Genomic DNA, 18,871 nt, shown 5'->3' on the forward strand with positions numbered 1-18,871 from the left:
TTTATTTCAACTACGGTCACACCTTATATTTGGGTTTAATTATATTCAACTGAATTTATTATTGTATTAACATTGTCACCCCATTTAATTTTGAATTCTGGCGGTATTAGTGATCCACACTCTCTAGTAAATGTGTCTATATCAACTGTATAATTAGTTTTTAACGTACCGTCTTCCCACACTTTTCCTAATACATATAACTTACTTGGCGGATTACTTGACGATGCAACATCAATCATTTTAGCTGATAAATTTCCTTTTACACACATCTTTGAGGAAGAGAAAATATTTAAGTTATTATCAATGGTTGCGATCTTATAATTAATATCAGTTGTCGGAGCATCTGTACCTCCAACATACACAAAAGAATTATTCGCTAGCTCCAAATTTTGGTCAACATCCAATGTTTTATTTACTAGTATTTTTGATGTTCCACTTATTTTTACATTTTGCATGAATTTAGCATCACCTTTTGTTTCGATAATAACATTGGCAGCGCTATTCATGTTTTTGTTATTAGTAAATGCACCATCAGAATGGATTTTAACATTCGTTATATTATTTTCGTTACCATTTCCATCAAAAGTTAGTGTACCTGTAGTGAAAATTGTTTGGTTATCGTTTATATTATTATTACCTGAAAAGTCTCCATTACCGTTTATATATACCTCATTACAAGCTAACGTGGTACATCCTGACGTGAGTTTAACCGTCTCGAATGTTGGCAACGCGTAATTGTTATTGGTATCCAGTGTTGCTAGATTAATGATAGAAGCAAAGTCGATGGTCATTTTTGTAATAAGGGTGGATTCTTTACCGTTATCGCTGCCTACAACATTGAAACTAATAATTACTTTACTCGAGCTCTGAACAGGGTCTGCAGTTACAACATAATTGCTCATACGATATGGTGCATTTGTAGGAGTGGTAATGGGTGTTCCTTGAAGTACTTCTGCCATTTTTTTAGCAGCTTCCTTTTTAAAGTCCTGAATTAGTGCTGGTCGATCCTTGATGTAATCACTTACCAATTGCTGTTTAGATTCAAAAGTTTTTTGAACCTCAACCTGGTAATACGAAATCCCCGCTTCAGCTGCGGCAACAGAACGAGATTTCTTCTCTACAACCTGATTTTGTTTCACACTGCTAAAAGCTTGCCCCATGAAGGAGAGGAAAACAACCATAAAAACGGTTATGATTAATAATACCGTTACAAGTGCATATCCTCGTTCATTCTTCATTAAATTCTTCATTGATAATCAGCACCCTTCATTCGATAAAGAAAAGTATCTTGAGTTATGCTGTTTTGTGGATTGTTCTTATCACTTGCACTAATTTTTAAAGACACATCATTTGCGGTTTTATTTGGTTCTACTGTTTTTGGTCCCTGACCTAGCACTGCATTAATTTCAAGTATTTTAAAGCATATATTTGAATGATTAAATATTTGAGTTTGTTGAGGAGTAGAATTTAGATTTGTAACTTTGATTTCACAATTTTCACTTTTAAATTCGTACTTAATCATCGTTTGGTGAATCTTATTTAAGTTGGAGATTAAGAGATTGGTTTCTTGAATCATTGAGTTTTTTGAGATTGCTTTTTGCGAAAAATTAAAGCCTTGAAAAAAAACACTCCAAGTAATTACACTTAAAAAGGAAAGAATAGTTAGAGTTACTAATACTTCAATTAGTGTTAAACCACTTTGCGCTCGGTTCACAAATATCATTTCCTATCTTTTAACATATCCGAATGTTTCACTAACGACATGTCTATTATTTTTATCTAATAGTTGAATAACAATAGAATTTATGCTGGATAATCTTGAACTTATTTCAGGAAATTTTTTAATCCTAATATGCACGTTATATTTATCTTTAGTTGTTTCGAAATAATAATAGTTAACATCATAGGAGAACCTGCTATAAGCCACTTTCGGTTCTGTTGGTGTAAAACCAGTGACTTGATCCGTTTTAACCAGAAACCATTTCACATCACTCGATTCTTGCCAATTAACAAGAACTTCTTTAGCAATATTAATGGCTTTCGCTTTATCTTGATTTTGATTATTCATTAGGCCCATTTGTGGGAAAAAACTCATAACAGATAAAAAGATTATTGAAAGAAGAACAATGGATATAAGAACCTCTATAAGAGTAACGCCTTTTTCATTTTGAATAAATTTCATTTCGATCAGTTCCTTAATGATAGCAAATTTGTACAAATAGAATTAAAAATATTTAGTAATTTCTACCCATAAATATTTTTCATCTTCTATTAAATGACTTAAAAGTATTATACAATATTTAGTAGGCGAATTTTGTCTGATTTTTATGGAAATCAATAAAAAACTTACTTTCTTGATGAAAAATGTAGTTTAATAGTATAAATAGACTATATAAAGAGGAGTGCATAAATGCAAATGATTTTATGGGCCATTAGTTCTATGATTGTTTTGATGTTAATAATATCCTTTTTACCTTTAGGTTACTCCTTTAAGGGGAAGTTCCTTTTAGTCTTAACTAGTTTTATCTTGTCACTTGGTGGACTTGCAGCTATTTCGATTTTACCGTTGTGGGAGATAGCATTAATGCTTTTTGCTCTCATCTTTTTTGCAGCTTACTTTATGAATAAACGTATCGGGACATTAATTTTCAATGAAAATTCTGTCGTTGGTGAAGCTTTTGATGAGGAATTTGAGAGTTACAAACCCGTTTACAAAATAGAAAGTCTAAAAGATGTTAATTTGGTGAAAATTGACGAAGAGTTAGCGTTACCTATTTCATCAAATATTAATATAGAAAAAGATGCAGTGAGCGAATTAATTCCTTCTCCAGTAATGTCTGGTATTGAAGAAAAAACAGCTAATGAATCGGAAACAATCGGTGAGGATCTTTCATTTTTCTTAGAAAGAAATACAGAAGTAGAAGAATACGAGCAAAATAAAGATAAAAACAAGGAAAACGACTATGTATTAGATATTGAGAGTTTACTAGAGATTGAAGAAAAAATGGTGCAAGAGGATTTGCTTGAAGAAATTCATGAACTTTCGCCTATCAAGGTAGAAAAGAAATTCCCTGTACAACTTGATGAGGAAGAAGAGCCTATAGATGACTCTCTTTTCGATTTTCTTCTCGCGCAAAAAGAAATAGCTTCAGAACGAGATGATATCCTAGATGAAATTGAACCGAAGGAAAAGGTTAGTTTACAAAAGTAACTAACAATAATTGTTATATATAATAGATTTCATGTTGAAGTATAATGTGTGTGTTTGAAGGGAGGCAGATATTTTGGGCAAGAATCAGCAAATGATCAAATTGTTTGTTGTTTTACTTTTTTGTACGGCATTTATATTTAGTTTCTCCCATTATGGCGCTAAAGCATTTGAGAAAATAATAAATGCAGACGGGAAATTCTCTGATGGTACTACGATCGGTGCATTAGATGTTTCAGGTAAGACTGAAGATGAAGCAAAAAGTCTGTTAGAGGAAAAGTACGTCTCTTGGCTTAAAGATACATCCATTGAACTGCAGTATGGGGAAAAAACAGTTCCCTTTGATTTAAACCAATCCCATCTTGATTCCGAGAAAACAGTCCATTCAATCAAGGATGGAGAAAAAAATTCTGCTGTTATTACTGTAGATAAATTACAAGTGAAAGAACAACTAGAGATTTTATTTCCTCAATTAAATACAAGTGATGTTGATATAGACAAGCTTACGACTAGCTTAAATTCAACAGCTGCACTATTCCAATCAGGTTCACAAAACTTAGACCTTTATAATGATTTCTTACTTGCAGATCATATCAAAAAGGATGCTGTCTTAAATACAGCAGTAATCACAATGAATGAAGTTCCGTTTGCTTTGCAAACTGTAATTGATAAAAACCCTAAAATTGAAATTTCAGAAGGATCGACTTTTTCACTTTTAGATTTTGCTGGAAAACAAAAAATTGAAGATCCGGATTCACTAAATGTGATTGCCACTGGAATTTATCAAGCGATCTTACCTTCAAATTTTAAAATTGTGGAAAGAAACATTGGCAGCTCTTTGCCGAATTATTCGAGTTTGGGATTCGAAGCTAAAGTTAATTTAACTAAAAAGGCCGATTTAGTGATAGCAAATCCAAATAAGGCGAAGTATATTCTTAAACTTACCTTAGTAAACAAACAATTGAAGGTTACTTTGACCGGAGAAAAGTTAATTTATAAATATCAAATAACCACAAAAGACGAACAAAAGTTAGTACCTAAAACAATCATTCAATATAGCCCTTTGCTTCTACCTGGAAAAACAAAGGTGAAAACAAAAGGTGAACAGGGTCAAATTATTAAGGTTTATCGGGAAGTCTATCAAGGAGGCCAATCCCTAAAGACCGAATTAGTATCTGAGGATTATTATCCCCCAACCTATCGGATTGAAATTCATGGTCTTGCTGGAAGCGTACAAACAACTACCCAAACTACTGATACATCTGGTAATCAGGTTGATAACAGTAACCAGATTGTCGATACAACCAGTCCTGATGCAAATCAAACGACGACAACTTCAGATATTACCCAGCAGGAATCTACAGATAATGACCTATGGGGAAAACCAAATGAACAACCAAAATAAAAGCAGGGATGTAAAATGAGGCAAGCACGAAAAAAACTTGGTGATTTGTTAATTGAAGAAGGACTGATTACTCCTGAGCAACTCCAGACCACTTTAGATGAAAAAGATGCTGCTCAAAAACTTGGAGATGCTCTTTTACAAAGAGGATATTTAACAGAACAGCAATTAGTTGAAGTCCTTGAGTATCAACTTGGAATTCCACATGTCGGCCTGTTTCACTATCCATTTGATACCAATCTTTTTTCACTTATCACAAAAGAAACAGCAAAAAGGAATCTAATCATTCCGTTAAAAAGGGATGGAAATAAACTTTTTGTAGCGATGGCAAATCCAATGGATTTTATTGTGATTGACGATTTACGTTTGTCGACAGGTTTTCATATTGAGCCCGCCATTGCTACGAAGGATGATATTCTCCGTACCATTAATAAATATTATGATGTTGATGATGGACTCGATGAATTACTAGACGAACTTCCACTTAATGATCGGGACAGAAATGAGGATGTAACTGATCAAAATTCACCGATTGTTCGTTTGGTTAATCAAATTTTGATCAATGCTGTCATTCAGAGAGCTAGTGATATTCATATCGATCCACAAGAGACAAAGGTAGTGGTCCGTTACCGAATTGATGGAGTTTTAAGGAATGAACGTGTTCTCCCTCGAAATATGCAAAGTGTATTAACAGCTAGAATAAAAATCATGTCTAATCTTGATATCACTGAGCATAGGGTACCTCAGGATGGACGAATAAAGCTGAATCTCGACTTTCATCCTGTTGATCTCCGTGTTTCAACGCTACCAACTGTTTACGGTGAGAAGATCGTTATGCGTCTCTTAGACATGGGATCGACTTTAAATGATTTAAGCAAACTTGGTTTCAATTCCTTAAATATGAAGAGATTCTCTGGGATGATTGAAAAGCCAACAGGTATTGTCCTCATTACGGGTCCAACAGGGTCAGGAAAATCTTCGACCTTATATGCAGCGCTAAATAGGCTTAACAGTGAAGCAGTTAACATAATTACGGTTGAGGATCCAGTTGAATATCAATTGGAAGGGATCAATCAAATTCAGGTAAACCCGAATGTTGGCATGACCTTTGCAGCCGGACTTAGATCGATTCTTCGTCAAGATCCGAACATTATCATGGTTGGAGAAATCCGTGATAAAGAAACAGCTGAGGTCGCGATACGTGCTTCGTTAACGGGTCACTTAGTTTTAAGTACCCTTCATACAAATGATTCAATCGGGACAGTTACCCGGCTGATTGATATGGGGGTAGAACCATTTTTACTAGCTTCATCTTTAAGCGGTATTGTTGCTCAGCGCCTTGTCCGAAAAGTATGTCGAGATTGTGCGGAGACTCAAGAACCATCAAAGCGTGAGATTGAGATTTTTGCCAAGCGTGGGATGAAGATTGAAAAAATCACACGAGGAAAAGGGTGTTCATCCTGCAGTATGACAGGCTATAAGGGCAGGCTTGCTCTTCATGAAGTGTTGGTCATAAATGACGAGATGAGCCGAGCAATGATGAACGGCGAATCGTTTCAAAAGATGAAGGAATTGGCTAATAAAAATAAAACCATCTTTTTACTTGATGATGGCTTACTAAAAGTAAAACAAGGTTTAACTACAACCGAGGAAGTATTAAAAGTAGCAATTCTGGAGTAGGAGAGCATTAAAATGAAAGAAAAAATTGACGCAATACTACGAGCTTCAATTGAATATAAAGCATCTGATGTTCATTTAACCGTCGGTGTTCCTCCTGTCATGAGGATCAATGGTGACTTAAGAAGGTATGGAACCGAGAAATTATTCCCTGTTGATACAGAAGGTATGGCAAAAGCAATTATTCCAGAGCATATGTGGGATTTATTTATCGAAAAAGGTGAACTTGATTTCTCCTATGGTGTACCAGGCAGTTCTCGTTTCCGTGTCAACGCCTACCATCAGCGGAAAAGCGTGTCAATTGCGCTAAGGGTAGTTGCTTCAAAGGTTCCATCGATTGAGGAATTAAACTTGCCAGATATTGTTTCAAAATTGGTCGAAAAACCCCAAGGTCTTATACTTGTTACAGGACCAACAGGAAGCGGGAAATCAACTACCTTAGCTTCGATGATTGATTACATGAACAGAACGATGAGGAAACATATTATTACCTTAGAAGATCCAATTGAATATCTTCATCGACATGGAAATTCAATTATTGATCAGCGTGAAGTCGGCTTTGACACAAATAACTACGCAAGTGGTTTAAAGGCTGCCCTTCGTCAAGACCCTGATGTCATTCTTGTAGGGGAAATGCGGGACTTAGAAACCATGTCGATCGCAATTACAGCAGCAGAAACGGGGCACCTTGTCTTAGGAACACTTCATACGTCTAGTGCACCAACAACAATAAATCGGATTATCGATGTGTTCCCGTCAGAACAACAGTCTCAAATCCGAATTCAATTAGCGTCTGTCTTAGTAGGGGTAATTTCGCAACGGTTATTCCCTACTATTGATAAAAAGGGTAGAAAAGCTGCCACTGAAATATTGGTCAACAATGCTGCAATTGCCAACCTGATTAGAAATGAAAAGGTACACCAAATTCAAAGTACGATGCAAACCTCCCGAGCCCAAGGGATGCATACACTTGAAATGAGTATTAAGGACCTTCTTGAGCGTAACCTAATTCAAAAAGAAGCGGCATCACAGTACTTACATGAAAAGATGATGATGAATGGCTAGATTTAAATACGCTGGACGTGATCGAAAAGGAAAACGGCAGGGCACCGTGAACGCAGCTTCCAAGCGAGAAGCGATGGAAAAGCTGAAAGAAGAGGGAATTAGGGTAATTGAAATGACCCAAGTGCCAGAGACTCTAATGACAAAGGATCTAACAATTGGAACTCCAGTGAAACTTCAGGATTTTGTTATTTACTTAAGACAATTTTCGACTTTAATTAAGGCTGGCGTAACTGTTGTCGATGCAACAGCCATCTTAGCTTTACAAACCGAGAGCAAAGCCTTAAAGAAAGCTTTACTAGATGTGGAACAGGAGATGCGGGAAGGTAATCCACTTTCAGAAGCTGTGGCTAAACACAAGAAAATTTTTAATCAAATGTTTATCAATCTGGTTAAAGCTGGGGAAATCAGTGGTAATTTAGATGAGACACTTGATCGTTTGGCTGAGCATTTTGAAAAACAACACTACACACGGCAAAAGATCGTTTCTGCGCTTTCCTATCCGATTGCGGTAGGAATTATTGCTATTATTGTAGTTATTTTCTTACTTGTTGCCGTTGTACCAACATTTGTTTCGATGTTTGACGATATGGGCGGGGAACTGCCCGCAATTACAAAATTCGTCCTATCAGCAAGTGACTTTATGCAGTCGTTTTGGTGGATTGTAATACTTATGATTTTTGCCATTGTCTTTTTAATTACGTATCTTAAAAAAAATAACCAAACAAAATATTATTTTGATTTTTTTATATTGAAGATGCCGATATTTGGTAATTTACTACAAAAAGCAGCGCTTGCTCGGATGATGAGAACACTCAGCTCATTGTTCTCAAGCTCCGTTCCAATTCTACAAGCAATGTCAATTGTAGAGAAAGTAGTCGAAAATGAAGTATTAGCCAAGGTAATTCGAGAGTCACGGGATTCACTAGAAAAAGGACGTTCCATGACGGATCCGATGCAAAGACACTGGGCCTTTCCGCCTTTAGTTACTCAAATGATTGCTATCGGGGAGGAAACGGGAGCACTTGACGCGATGCTATCAAAAATCGCTGAATTCTATGAAAAAGAAGTAGAAAATGGAACAGATAGGTTAAAATCGTTAATAGAGCCTATAATGATAGTCTTTTTGGCAGGTTTAGTTGGGACTATAGTCACATCTATCATGGTTCCAATGTTTAGCATGTTCGACCAATTTCAACAGATGAATCAATAGTATGACAAGAAAACAAAAATATTGAGGATATTGGACAAAATACCAAAAAATTCTTTTCTTTCCTTTGTCAATTAATGTATACTACAAGGGACAATATTACTAGGTTCATAGAACCATATAGGGAGATGAAATTAATGCGTCAAATGTTAAAAAATAAGCTTAAAGATCAAAAAGGATTTACATTAATTGAATTACTTGCAGTTATTGTGATTTTAGGGATTATTGCAGCTATTGCTATACCATCAGTATTAGGTATTATTAATAATTCTAAAAAAGACGCACATATTGCAAACGCAAAACAAATGGTAAGCTCTGCTCAAATGGCAATTGCCTCAGATAGTGATTTACAGAGTACAGGTGCTAAATATTTATATTTAGGATACTTGGTTAAAGAAGGTTATCTTGAAAAATTTGAGTCACCCGATGGTAATGATTATGGACCAGGTTCAGAAACTAGTTATACAACTTCACCGACATCAAATGATTCTTATGTTACAGTTGTAGCTGGTAAAGTAACTGGTGTAATCCTGAAAAATTCAGTAATGCATATCGATGAACATGGAACTGCAGAAGAAAAGACCAATAATGTAGTTACTAAGGCAGCAGAACCATTTAAATTAAGTGATATTAAAAGAACTAGCATTCGAACACCATAATATATAAATGATTATTCTATTTGTTTATTTTTTATTAGTTGGGTTAATACTTGGCTCTTTCTATAATGTGGTGGGGCTTCGTGTGCCATTGGGTAAATCTATTGTAACTCCACGTTCTTCATGTCCTTATTGCGGGCATAAGTTAAAATTATACGAACTTATACCTGTATTATCTTATTTGATTCAAAAGGGAAAATGCCGCGGCTGTAAGTCGCGGATTTCTCCTATCTATCCGTTTTTTGAATTATTGACTGGAATCTTGTTTATGACAGCACCATTAGTTATCGGATGGTCTGGTGAATTAGTGGTTGCACTATCACTAATCTCAATGTTTATGATTATCATTGTTTCAGATATTCACTATATGCTTATCCCTGATAAAATTCTGATCTGGTTTGCAGGGATTTTTTTATTGGAGCGGATAATTTGGCCGCTAAACCCATGGTGGGACAGCCTCCTTGGAGCAGTGTCTGGTTTCATTTTCCTTTTACTCATTGCTGTCGCTAGCAAAGGTGGAATTGGAGGCGGCGATGTTAAACTGTATGCCTTACTTGGATTGGTATTAGGGTTTAAACTAGTACTTTTGTCCTTCTTTCTTTCAACATTGTTCGGAGCTGTTATTGGCGGATTGGCATTACTTTTTAGAATTGTCAAAAGACGACAGCCCATTCCATTTGGACCATTTATTGCGGCCGGAACATTAACAGCGTATTATTGGGGATCGGATTTAATTAATTTGTATATGCATTTCCTTAATCAAGGATTTTAACTAAGGGGTTTTTCATATGGCTTTTTCCCTGTTTACATCTAAAAACCGAATAATTAATCTCGTTTTAAATGATCATTCGATTCGTCTGCTTGAATTAAAGCAGGCGAATCCACCTGTTGCTCAAAGATGGTGCGAACGCTTCCTCCCACCAGGTATTATTAGTGATGGGAAAATTACCGATATCGATTCTTTAGCAAATATTTTGGAAGAGTGTATCGGTGAATGGAAGATTCAAAGACGTCAAGTTCGCTTTCTAGTGCCAGATCCGCTGGTCATCATCCGGAAAGTTTCGATTCCTGCTGAAATTCAGGAGGATGAAATTCAAGGATACCTGTATTTAGAACTTGGTTCGAGTATCCATTTACCGTTTGAAGAACCTGTCTTTGATTTTTATTCATTAGAAAGTAATGGCAAAACAAGGGATTTACTTTTATTTGTAGCACCGGAGCAGCAGGTAATGGAGTATGCAAATTTACTTTCTAAACTAAAGCTTAACCCGATTGCGGCAGATATTTCTCCGCTTGCACTGTACCGCTTGTATCATCAACTTGATCAAACTAGTGCAAATGAAGTCCTTTTCTCTGTTCAATTTGATTTGACGAGTGTCAATTTATCTATATTTGAACAAAATGTTCCCCTTGTTATGCGTCAATTTGCTATCCCATTTAATGTTGATCTATGGGATGTAAAGGTTGACAGGGCTGGCAAATTGGCATTTAAGTATACAGGTAATACAGAAGAGTTAGTGATTCAATTTGAGGATATTTTTAGAGAAATTAATAAGCTAAGCGACTTTTACCGCTATACACTTAACAATGAAAAAAGTGATATCACCAAGTTTTTATTGAACGGTGACCATCCAATGCTGACAGCGATCTATGATGAAATGAAAGAGCGATTTGACGTCCCTGTCGATATGATTTCTCTCGAACCCGGAAAGAAAGATAGTATGCCTCCTAGTCTATTACTACCTTTAGGTCTCGCGTTAAAAGGGGTGCAATAATGTTAGTAGAAATTAACCTGCTTCCCCAAAAGGAACCGAAAAAAATCGGCTTTATTATAACTTTATCGTGTTTAGTTGCCTTATTGTTACTTACTGGCGCCTATTACCTTTGGCAAACCAATACCGCTAAGAGTAATATTGCTTCTTTAGATAGACAAATCTCGATGACAAAAAAGATTGCTGAAAAAGAAAATAAAAGTACAGATACAGCTGAAGTTACTAGCTCTGTTAGTCAATTAAAGAGTGCAATTGACTGGGCCAACGATTATCCCATTCAGACCATTCCTGTCATGCGCTATCTGACATCATTGTTACCTGAACGTGGTTTTATCCAGAGTTTCGCTTACACTGAAGCAGGGACAATTTCGTTATCGGTGCAATTTGATAGTGCAAGAGAAGCTGCGTACTTTTTAGATAATCTTAATGAATCAAAATGGATTGAAGAAGCAAGTTTGAGCTCATTAGCAGCAGCCTCAACTACAGAATCGGCAGTTAATAATGCTAGTGCAACAACGTCGACTAGCCAAACAAATGCAACCAATTCAACGACTCAAACAACGAACCAAACCAACACAGCTAATTCGGACCAAACGATTACTAACCAAAGTTCAACTTCAAATACGAATAGTCAAACGAATTCAGCTGCAGGAACAACTGGAACCGGTGTTCAAACCAATACGTCGAACACGACAGCAACTACAGGTTCTGTCAACAATACAACAACTTCAAATGGTACCGAAAGTAAGACAGTAAGCGATGATATCCTTCCTCGCTATACAGGTCAATTTGAAATAAAACTCGATAAAGAAGTGGTTAAAAAGAATATTAAAAAGAGCAACAAAGATGAGGAAGGAGTGACTGCTTCATGAAGCTCCGTTTTTCCAAAAAACAAAGCCTAATAATTGGGGTCGTTACCCTTTTAGTGGTCTTATTCCTTGTTTATGCTCAGTTCTTTAAACTCTCACCTTTAAAATCAGATTTAACGAACAAGCAGCAGTCACTTGAATCCGAACAAAAGCTATTGGAAATCGTCAGTCAAAAAAAGGCTGAAGATACGAAAAAAACGACTGTAGATACGCGGGAATTACAGAAGAAATTACCTGTCAAGCCGTTACAGGAACAATTGATCTTAGACTTAGAAAAGGCAGAAAACCTTTCAAAAAGTAAAATTAGTTCGATGGGTTTTTCAAAAGACGCGGATGTAAATACTACCGCTGACCAAGCAACCGCCGAAAATGCAAATGGTCAACAAGCTACTACGAACCAAACTGACACGAATCAAGCCACAGCGTCACAACAAACCGCTTCTGCCCAAATTGCGGGTTTGAAGAAGCTGACCGTTTCGATGAGTGTGGAATCACCAAGCTATGAAGATTTAGAGAAGTTTATTGATACATTAGAATCTTTAAATCGCATTGTCGTGGTTGAATCGATAAGTTATTCAGGCGGGCAAGAGATCACCAGTTTAGACCAAGAAGATGAGCCATTATCCTATAGTCTGACAATTTCTGCCTTCTACATGCCGAATTTAACAGACTTAGCCGCAGAGCTTCCAAAAATCGATGCACCAGCACCAGCTGGTAAAGACAATCCACTAAGTCAGTTTTCTGCCACGACCGGGGCGCAGCCATAATTAACACCATCGCAAACTAGTAAATAATTTGGCGAAAGTCTACGATAACAAGACGACAAAAGTCTTGTTATTTTTTTTTGCCTTTATGATAGGATGGAACAAATTACCCGTGGTAGAGAGAGGAGTACGGTTTAGTGGACAAGCCTAATAAAGGCAATACAATCAAGATCAAATTAAATGGAGAAAACCCGCCCCATCTGGATGTTTCTCCAAAAGAAGTCGAAGCCAGCATCGACCCCATTCCTAAAGTGATAAAAATAAATTCGAATCTCTCAGAATCGGATAACTTAATGGAGACAGCGGCAGCACAAGAGTCTGTCGACGAAAGTTTTGATTGGATTATTCCTGAATCCTCCGAAAATGACATAGAGGAGTTTAAAATTGTACCAAGTCAAAGTGGAAAAAAATCTGCCCTTCCCAAAATAACAACCTTTTCATCCAGTTCATCTAATTCAAAAAAGAAAAATGGCCGGCCGTTAGGAACCATTTTAATTTCAGCCGTCTTCGCTATCCTTATTGGAACAACGATCGGGGTTGTGATGCTAAAGTTAGTGATAACTACACCAACCGACAAGACTGTTGTAACCGAACCTACAGTAGTCACTGAAAAGCCTGCTAGCACCACCGAAACCAAAACTACGGAGGGCAAGAACACGTCAGCAGCTATATCCCAAGTAACTGCTTACGTTATTCAGGGCGGAGTTTTTTCATCGGAAGCTGGTGCCAAGGAGACATCTTCCAGTTTAGACTCGAAAGGCATACCATCCCAATCCGTTGAAATGGATGGCAAGTACTTTTTATTCCTTGGTGTTGCGGATTCCATCGAAGCCGCTAAAGCACTTGGGGCTCAATATAAAGAAAATGGAATTGAAGATGTGTTTGCCAAGCCGCTGTTATTAGATGAAAAGAAGTTTACCGGTGTTACTGAAAAAGAAAAAAACTTTTTAAAAGCTGTACCGACCATGTATCAAACGTTATCTCTTACATCTTCGACTGCTCTCCTGACCAAGTCGCTTTCTGAGGATTCCAGCAAAGCCCTCATAGAGATTGAAGAACAATTAAAGAGTAGTGTTAAAAACAAAAAATTAAAAGATCTAAAAGCAGAATTAGTTAGTGCGAACAAGAAACTAAAAGCATTTCAAGAATCAAAATCCGAAAAGAATCTTAGTGATGCCCAACAGCACTTGCTAAACTTCATGTCGTTGTATTTTTCAAAGTAATCAATATGTGACAAAGCTCGATATTTTCCGGGAAATAAGGCCTATCGAATCTGGATAGGCCTTTTTATATGTCATAAAAAGAATTATTCCGCATAATTTTACAAATTCCATCAAAATTTTTTTCGTATAAAAATTGTTTGCTACTACAATTTCTGATACGATTGAATTGTATCTCCCTAATACGTACCAAAAGGTAAGGTGATCGAATGCAGAACCTCATTTTAGCCTCTTCTTCTCCACGGCGAAAAGAACTTCTAGAAACTCTCCGTTTAACATTCGCGATTTCAAGTAGTGAAGTTGATGAAAGTTTTGACCCAGCTCTCTCTCCTAAAGAAGTAGTGATGGAGTTAGCCGATCGAAAGGCCCAGGCGGTTTTTAAAGAAAACCAGAACGCCTTTGTGATTGGCTCGGACACAATAGTTGTGGCGGATAATCAAATTTTAGGAAAGCCTGCAGATGAAGCAGAAGCATTTACGATGTTAAAAAGCTTGTCAGGAAAGCAGCATGATGTCTTTACTGGAGTCTCGATTGTGTCTCCAACAGGTACAACAACGTTTTATGAAAGAACAGAAGTTTGGTTTTGGGAGTTAACTGACGACTCAATACGGGCGTATGTAAAAAGTGGTGAACCGCTTGATAAAGCAGGTGCATATGGCATTCAGCAGCTCGGAAGTATGCTTGTCAAAAAAATAAATGGAGACTATTTTGCGGTTGTCGGTCTGCCTGTTTCAAGAACGATTAGAGAATTGAAAAAGGCTGGCTACCAGTTGCCGTATTAAACTTTTTTAGTTCATTAACTCCCTTAAAAAAGGGAGGAAAAAAAGTGTCCACCAATACATTAATGATCCGTGATTTCCCTCAAGATGAAAGGCCTAGAGAACGCTTTATTCAGCATGGACCACAAAGCTTATCCAATCATGAATTGATTGCCATCTTACTTCGAACCGGAACAAAGGACGAATCGGTTCTGCAACTGTCGAATCGACTGCTGACCCATTTTGAAGGGTTACGACTATTAAAAGCGGCTACGTTAGAAGAAATGACTGAGATAAAAGGAATTGGTTCGGCGAAGGCCGTTCAAATTCTTGCTGCTGTCGAAATTGGCAGAAGGATTACCAACCTGGATTACAAGGACCGATATGTCATCCGCTCGCCGGAAGACGGTGCGAAGTATTTGATGAATGATATGCGCTTTTTATCACAAGAGCATTTTGTTTGTATGTATTTAAACACTAAGAATCAAGTAATCCATAAACAAACGATTTTTATTGGCAGCTTAAACGCCTCGATTGTTCATCCAAGGGAGGTGTTCCGCGAGGCGTTAAAGCGGTCAGCTGCTTCCGTTATTGCAGCGCATAATCACCCGAGTGGCGACCCGGCACCAAGCCGCGAGGATATTGAGGTGACCAAGCGACTGGTCGAATGCGGAAAAATAATTGGCATCGATTTACTCGATCATTTAATCATCGGAGAGAACAAGTTTGTGAGTCTCAAGGAAAAAGGGTATTTATAACTATGATTTTATTTGACGTTAAGTTATAATATTGCTTATGGTTTTTTAGGACTGCTTAAGACTTAACTAGATAAATATTGAGAAAAAAGACATGATATAAAAGTAATTACCAACCTATTGGAGTTTTTGTATTACGTATCAGAAAGGGAGCTACAAAATTATGTTTGGAATAAGAGCTAGAGATCTTGGGATTGACTTGGGGACAGCAAATACCCTTGTATATGTAAAAGGAAAAGGAATTGTCTTACGCGAGCCATCCGTTGTGGCAATGCAGACAGATACGAAGAATATTGTCGCAGTTGGTAACGACGCGAAAAATATGATTGGACGGACACCGGGGAATATCGTCGCTTTAAGACCGATGAAGGATGGAGTCATCGCTGATTTTGAAACCACAGCGGCAATGATGAAGTACCATATTCGTCAAGCACAGAAAGGGAAGAACGTATTTACGGGAAATCCATACGTGATGGTTTGTGTGCCTTCTGGGATTACAGCGGTCGAGGAAAGAGCGGTGATCGATGCCACTAGACAAGCAGGGGCAAAGGATGCCTATACCATTGAAGAGCCATTTGCTGCGGCGATAGGCGCCAATTTGCCTGTTTGGGAACCAACTGGCAGCATGGTCGTCGATATTGGCGGGGGAACGACCGAAGTGGCGATTATTTCGTTAGGTGGAATTGTTACAAGCATTTCAATCCGTGTTGCTGGCGATGAAATGGACGAGTCGATTGTTTCTTATATTCGAAAAAATTATAACTTGATGATCGGGGACCGGACTTCTGAAGCGATTAAAATGGAAATTGGCTCTGCAGGGGATCCTGAAGGTGTCGACAATATGGAGATTCGCGGCCGGGATTTATTAACGGGTCTGCCAAAGACAATCGAAATCTCCGCAAAAGAAATTGCTGGAGCATTACGCGATACGGTTTCTGCGATTGTAGAAGCGGTCAAGAATACGTTAGAAAAAACACCGCCGGAACTCGCTGCCGATATTATGGATCGCGGGATTGTCCTAACAGGTGGGGGGGCACTGCTCCGCAATTTAGACAAAGTGATTAGTGAAGAAACGAAAATGCCTGTTCTGATTGCCGAGAATCCACTCGATTGCGTAGCGATTGGGACAGGAAAAGCTCTCGATCATATTCATTTATTTAAAAACAAAACGAGAGATTCACGCTAAGAATAGCGGCAGCGCCCGTTAGCCGCTGGAGCAAGATAACTATCAAAGCTTAAAACTATACTTTTTATCTAGGAAAATAGAGGTGTATAATCATGCCACAGTTCTTTCTGAATAAACGTCTGATTATTTTGCTTGTCAGCATCATTGTTCTCGTGGCATTGATTGGGTTTTCTTTAAGGGAGAGAAGTAAACTATCCTGGCCGGAGCAATTTGTCAAAGATACAACCGGCTGGGTTCAATCCCTGGTTTCAAAGCCTACCCATTTTGTTGCAGGCTTTTTTGAAAATCTCCAGGATTTGCAAAATACATACGATGAGAATAAAGAATTAAAATCGCGGATCGAAAATCTTGTCAATCTTGAAGCACAAGTCCAAGAGTTGAAAAATGACAATGAAGAATTGCGTGACATTCTCGGTGAAAAAAAGACCCTGAGAGACTTTAAACCATTACCAGCTACCGTCATTGGCAGAAACCCTGATCGTTGGCATGAAATGATTATTATCGACAAAGGCAAACTAAACGGCATCGAAAAAAATATGGCTGTCGTTACGGCAACCGGTCTCATTGGAAAAGTAAAAAATGTGACACAATTCAGTTCTACTGTACAACTTTTAAGTGCAATGGATCCTAAGAATCGAATTTCTGCTGTCGTTCAAGGCAAAAAAGATGTTTATGGATTTGTACAGGGTTTTGATGACAAACAAAAATTACTATTAATTAAGGCGATTCCATCTGGCTCAAAAATTGAAAAAGGCCAAACCGTGATTACTTCCGGTTTAGGTGGTGTTTTTCCAAAAGGGCTGATGATTGGAAAAGTGGTTGATGTTAAACCCGATCAGTATGGCTTAAATCAAACGGCCTTAGTGAAACCAGGAGCGAACTTTTACGATATTGAAAATGTGATTGTCATAAAAAGATTAATGACTCAGCCAGTTAAAAGTGATTTATCAGATGGGAAGGTGAGGGAGTTTTGAGAAAATTCCTTCTACCTCTTTTATTTCTGTTTCTTTTTATCGTAGAAAGCCTTTTTGTCGAGTTTTTACCGGCAAAGATTTTTGGCTTTGAGCGAATATTTGTCCCTCACTTTCTGTTTACAGCCATTTTGTTTTTAACGATTTTTGTCGGAAAAAAACACGGAATTATTTATGCGGCCATTTTTGGGCTTTTATTTGACATTGTTTATGTCGAAATTATCGGTATTTATTTTTTTCTATATCCATTTATCTCCTATCTTATTTATAAATTATTGCAGGTTTTGCAATCAAATATTATCACTGCTTTTCTTGCTGCCCTTCTCGGTATCTCGTTATTAGAGATGGGTGTTTATGAAATGAATTATTTAATCCATGTAACAGACCTTGATTTTATTAGCTTTATTAACTTGCGTTTTTACCCTACCCTTTTATTAAATGCAGCTATTACTCTAATTATCGCCTATCCATTAAAGTGGCTATTTGAAAAACATTCGGAAGCATTAAGGGATGAATGATTTTTTTATAAAAAGAGGAGAATGGACGCATCGTGTCGAATTTTTATTAAGATAGTATGTACTTTTGATTCGGAATAAGCATAAGGGCTTGCAAATCCCATTGAAACAACGAATTTTGCTTGTTTCGAAATTGCTTTCTTATTATGAGGTGAAAATTTCTCCATGAAAAAACGGCAAAATGTTACAATAAAAGGAACGAAGGAAGGTCTCGTCCTTCATCTTGATGATACCTGTTCCTATGAAGAACTAAAAAGGGAACTCGATCATAAGCTTTCAGCGAACTCCAGGACTCAGGATGAGCGTCAGTTAACCTCTGTCAAAGTGGCAATCGGCAACCGCTATATTACGGAATCGCAACGGGAAGAGCTAAAAAACTTAATTCTCAAAAAGAAGAATTTTGTGGTTGATGAGATTGTATCAAACGTAATCACGAAGGAAGAAGCTGAGCGTCTAATAGCCGAAACAGAGGTCATGACGGTTTCTAGAATCATTCGTTCTGGACAAGTCCTCGAAGTGCCTGGGGACCTGCTATTAATTGGCGATGTCAATCCAGGTGGAACGGTGATGGCCGGCGGTAACATTTTTATCATGGGGACATTAAAAGGTATGGCCCACGCCGGCTGCTATGGCAATGAGCAAGCAGTCATTGCTGCGTCAAATATGAAACCATCCCAGCTTAGAATTAGTGATTGTTTAAATAGAGCACCAGACAGTGTCCAAAGCAATGAAAAACGGGAAATGGAATGTGCATATATAGATGATGAGCGTCAAATCATTGTTGATAGATTGCAAGTTTTAATCCAATTAAGACCTAATTTAACAAGATTAGAAGGGGGACATTAA

At 37.5% G+C, this 18,871-nt stretch carries 20 protein-coding genes; 17 read left to right on the top strand and 3 right to left on the bottom strand.

The window, feature by feature from the left end; translation table 11 throughout:
* Positions 1-35: 35 nt before the first annotated feature.
* From QF028_RS03685 to QF028_RS03695, 3 genes are read right to left on the bottom strand one after another with little or no spacing between them, the layout of a single operon-like run.
* Positions 36-1,250, bottom strand: coding sequence for a hypothetical protein (locus QF028_RS03685; RefSeq protein WP_429464191.1), 1,215 nt, complete (start codon positions 1,248-1,250; stop codon positions 36-38).
* Positions 1,247-1,714, bottom strand: coding sequence for a PulJ/GspJ family protein (locus QF028_RS03690; RefSeq protein ID WP_429464192.1), 468 nt, complete (start codon positions 1,712-1,714; stop codon positions 1,247-1,249). The genes QF028_RS03685 and QF028_RS03690 overlap by 4 nt, the downstream gene beginning before the upstream one ends.
* 12 nt (positions 1,715-1,726) lie before the next feature.
* Positions 1,727-2,182, bottom strand: coding sequence for a type IV pilus modification PilV family protein (locus QF028_RS03695; RefSeq protein WP_429464194.1), 456 nt, complete (start codon positions 2,180-2,182; stop codon positions 1,727-1,729).
* A gap of 228 nt (positions 2,183-2,410) precedes the next feature.
* Here QF028_RS03695 and QF028_RS03700 point away from each other — a divergent pair, with 228 nt between their 5' ends.
* The 17 genes from QF028_RS03700 (at position 2,411) to minC (ending at position 18,871) form a co-directional block, all read left to right on the top strand.
* Positions 2,411-3,211 (top strand): hypothetical protein, encoded by an 801-nt coding sequence (locus QF028_RS03700; RefSeq protein WP_429464196.1) that lies wholly within the window; start codon positions 2,411-2,413, stop codon positions 3,209-3,211.
* Between the two features lie 73 nt (positions 3,212-3,284).
* Positions 3,285-4,613: a G5 domain-containing protein gene (locus QF028_RS03705; protein WP_429464198.1), complete on the top strand. Its 1,329-nt coding sequence runs from the start codon at positions 3,285-3,287 to the stop codon at positions 4,611-4,613.
* Positions 4,614-4,628: 15 nt separating this feature from the next.
* On the top strand, positions 4,629-6,290 hold the full coding sequence (locus tag QF028_RS03710; RefSeq protein WP_429464200.1) for a GspE/PulE family protein: 1,662 nt from the start codon (positions 4,629-4,631) through the stop codon (positions 6,288-6,290).
* A gap of 12 nt (positions 6,291-6,302) precedes the next feature.
* Positions 6,303-7,352: a type IV pilus twitching motility protein PilT gene (locus QF028_RS03715; RefSeq protein WP_429464202.1), complete on the top strand. Its 1,050-nt coding sequence runs from the start codon at positions 6,303-6,305 to the stop codon at positions 7,350-7,352.
* Complete coding sequence (locus QF028_RS03720; protein WP_429464204.1) at positions 7,345-8,562, top strand: type II secretion system F family protein; 1,218 nt, start codon at positions 7,345-7,347, stop codon at positions 8,560-8,562. The genes QF028_RS03715 and QF028_RS03720 overlap by 8 nt, the downstream gene beginning before the upstream one ends.
* A 134-nt stretch (positions 8,563-8,696) precedes the next feature.
* Positions 8,697-9,218, top strand: coding sequence for a prepilin-type N-terminal cleavage/methylation domain-containing protein (locus QF028_RS03725; RefSeq protein WP_429464206.1), 522 nt, complete (start codon positions 8,697-8,699; stop codon positions 9,216-9,218).
* A 7-nt stretch (positions 9,219-9,225) separates the two neighbouring features.
* Positions 9,226-9,987, top strand: a complete 762-nt coding sequence (locus QF028_RS03730; RefSeq protein WP_429464208.1) for a prepilin peptidase — start codon at positions 9,226-9,228, stop codon at positions 9,985-9,987.
* A gap of 16 nt (positions 9,988-10,003) precedes the next feature.
* The gene (gene pilM, locus QF028_RS03735) at positions 10,004-10,990 is read left to right on the top strand and encodes a type IV pilus biogenesis protein PilM (RefSeq protein ID WP_429464210.1); all 987 of its coding nucleotides are present in this window, start codon (positions 10,004-10,006) and stop codon (positions 10,988-10,990) included.
* On the top strand, positions 10,990-11,859 hold the full coding sequence (locus QF028_RS03740; RefSeq protein WP_429464212.1) for a PilN domain-containing protein: 870 nt from the start codon (positions 10,990-10,992) through the stop codon (positions 11,857-11,859). Before pilM ends, QF028_RS03740 begins: the two co-directional genes overlap by 1 nt.
* Positions 11,856-12,623, top strand: a complete 768-nt coding sequence (locus QF028_RS03745) for a pilus assembly protein PilO (protein WP_429464214.1) — start codon at positions 11,856-11,858, stop codon at positions 12,621-12,623. Before QF028_RS03740 ends, QF028_RS03745 begins: the two co-directional genes overlap by 4 nt.
* Before the next feature lie 134 nt (positions 12,624-12,757).
* Positions 12,758-13,843: an SPOR domain-containing protein gene (locus QF028_RS03750; protein ID WP_429464216.1), complete on the top strand. Its 1,086-nt coding sequence runs from the start codon at positions 12,758-12,760 to the stop codon at positions 13,841-13,843.
* Positions 13,844-14,049: 206 nt separating this feature from the next.
* Entirely contained in the window at positions 14,050-14,622 is a 573-nt protein-coding gene (locus tag QF028_RS03755) for a Maf family protein (RefSeq protein ID WP_088089149.1), read from the top strand.
* 44 nt (positions 14,623-14,666) lie between these two features.
* Complete coding sequence (radC, locus tag QF028_RS03760; protein ID WP_429464219.1) at positions 14,667-15,356, top strand: RadC family protein; 690 nt, start codon at positions 14,667-14,669, stop codon at positions 15,354-15,356.
* Positions 15,357-15,516: 160 nt separating this feature from the next.
* Positions 15,517-16,539 (top strand): rod shape-determining protein, encoded by a 1,023-nt coding sequence (locus QF028_RS03765; protein ID WP_214731769.1) that lies wholly within the window; start codon positions 15,517-15,519, stop codon positions 16,537-16,539.
* A gap of 92 nt (positions 16,540-16,631) precedes the next feature.
* Positions 16,632-17,513, top strand: a complete 882-nt coding sequence (mreC, locus tag QF028_RS03770; protein WP_410883862.1) for a rod shape-determining protein MreC — start codon at positions 16,632-16,634, stop codon at positions 17,511-17,513.
* Complete coding sequence (gene mreD, locus QF028_RS03775; RefSeq protein WP_429464222.1) at positions 17,510-18,028, top strand: rod shape-determining protein MreD; 519 nt, start codon at positions 17,510-17,512, stop codon at positions 18,026-18,028. Before mreC ends, mreD begins: the two co-directional genes overlap by 4 nt.
* Positions 18,029-18,190: 162 nt before the next feature.
* Positions 18,191-18,871 carry a septum site-determining protein MinC gene (minC, locus tag QF028_RS03780; protein ID WP_215000832.1) on the top strand — a complete coding sequence of 227 codons (681 nt, stop codon included), beginning with the start codon at positions 18,191-18,193 and terminating at the stop codon, positions 18,869-18,871.

The organism is Neobacillus sp. B4I6, from assembly GCF_050434045.1.
In the GTDB taxonomy this organism is placed as follows: domain Bacteria; phylum Bacillota; class Bacilli; order Bacillales; family Cytobacillaceae; genus Neobacillus.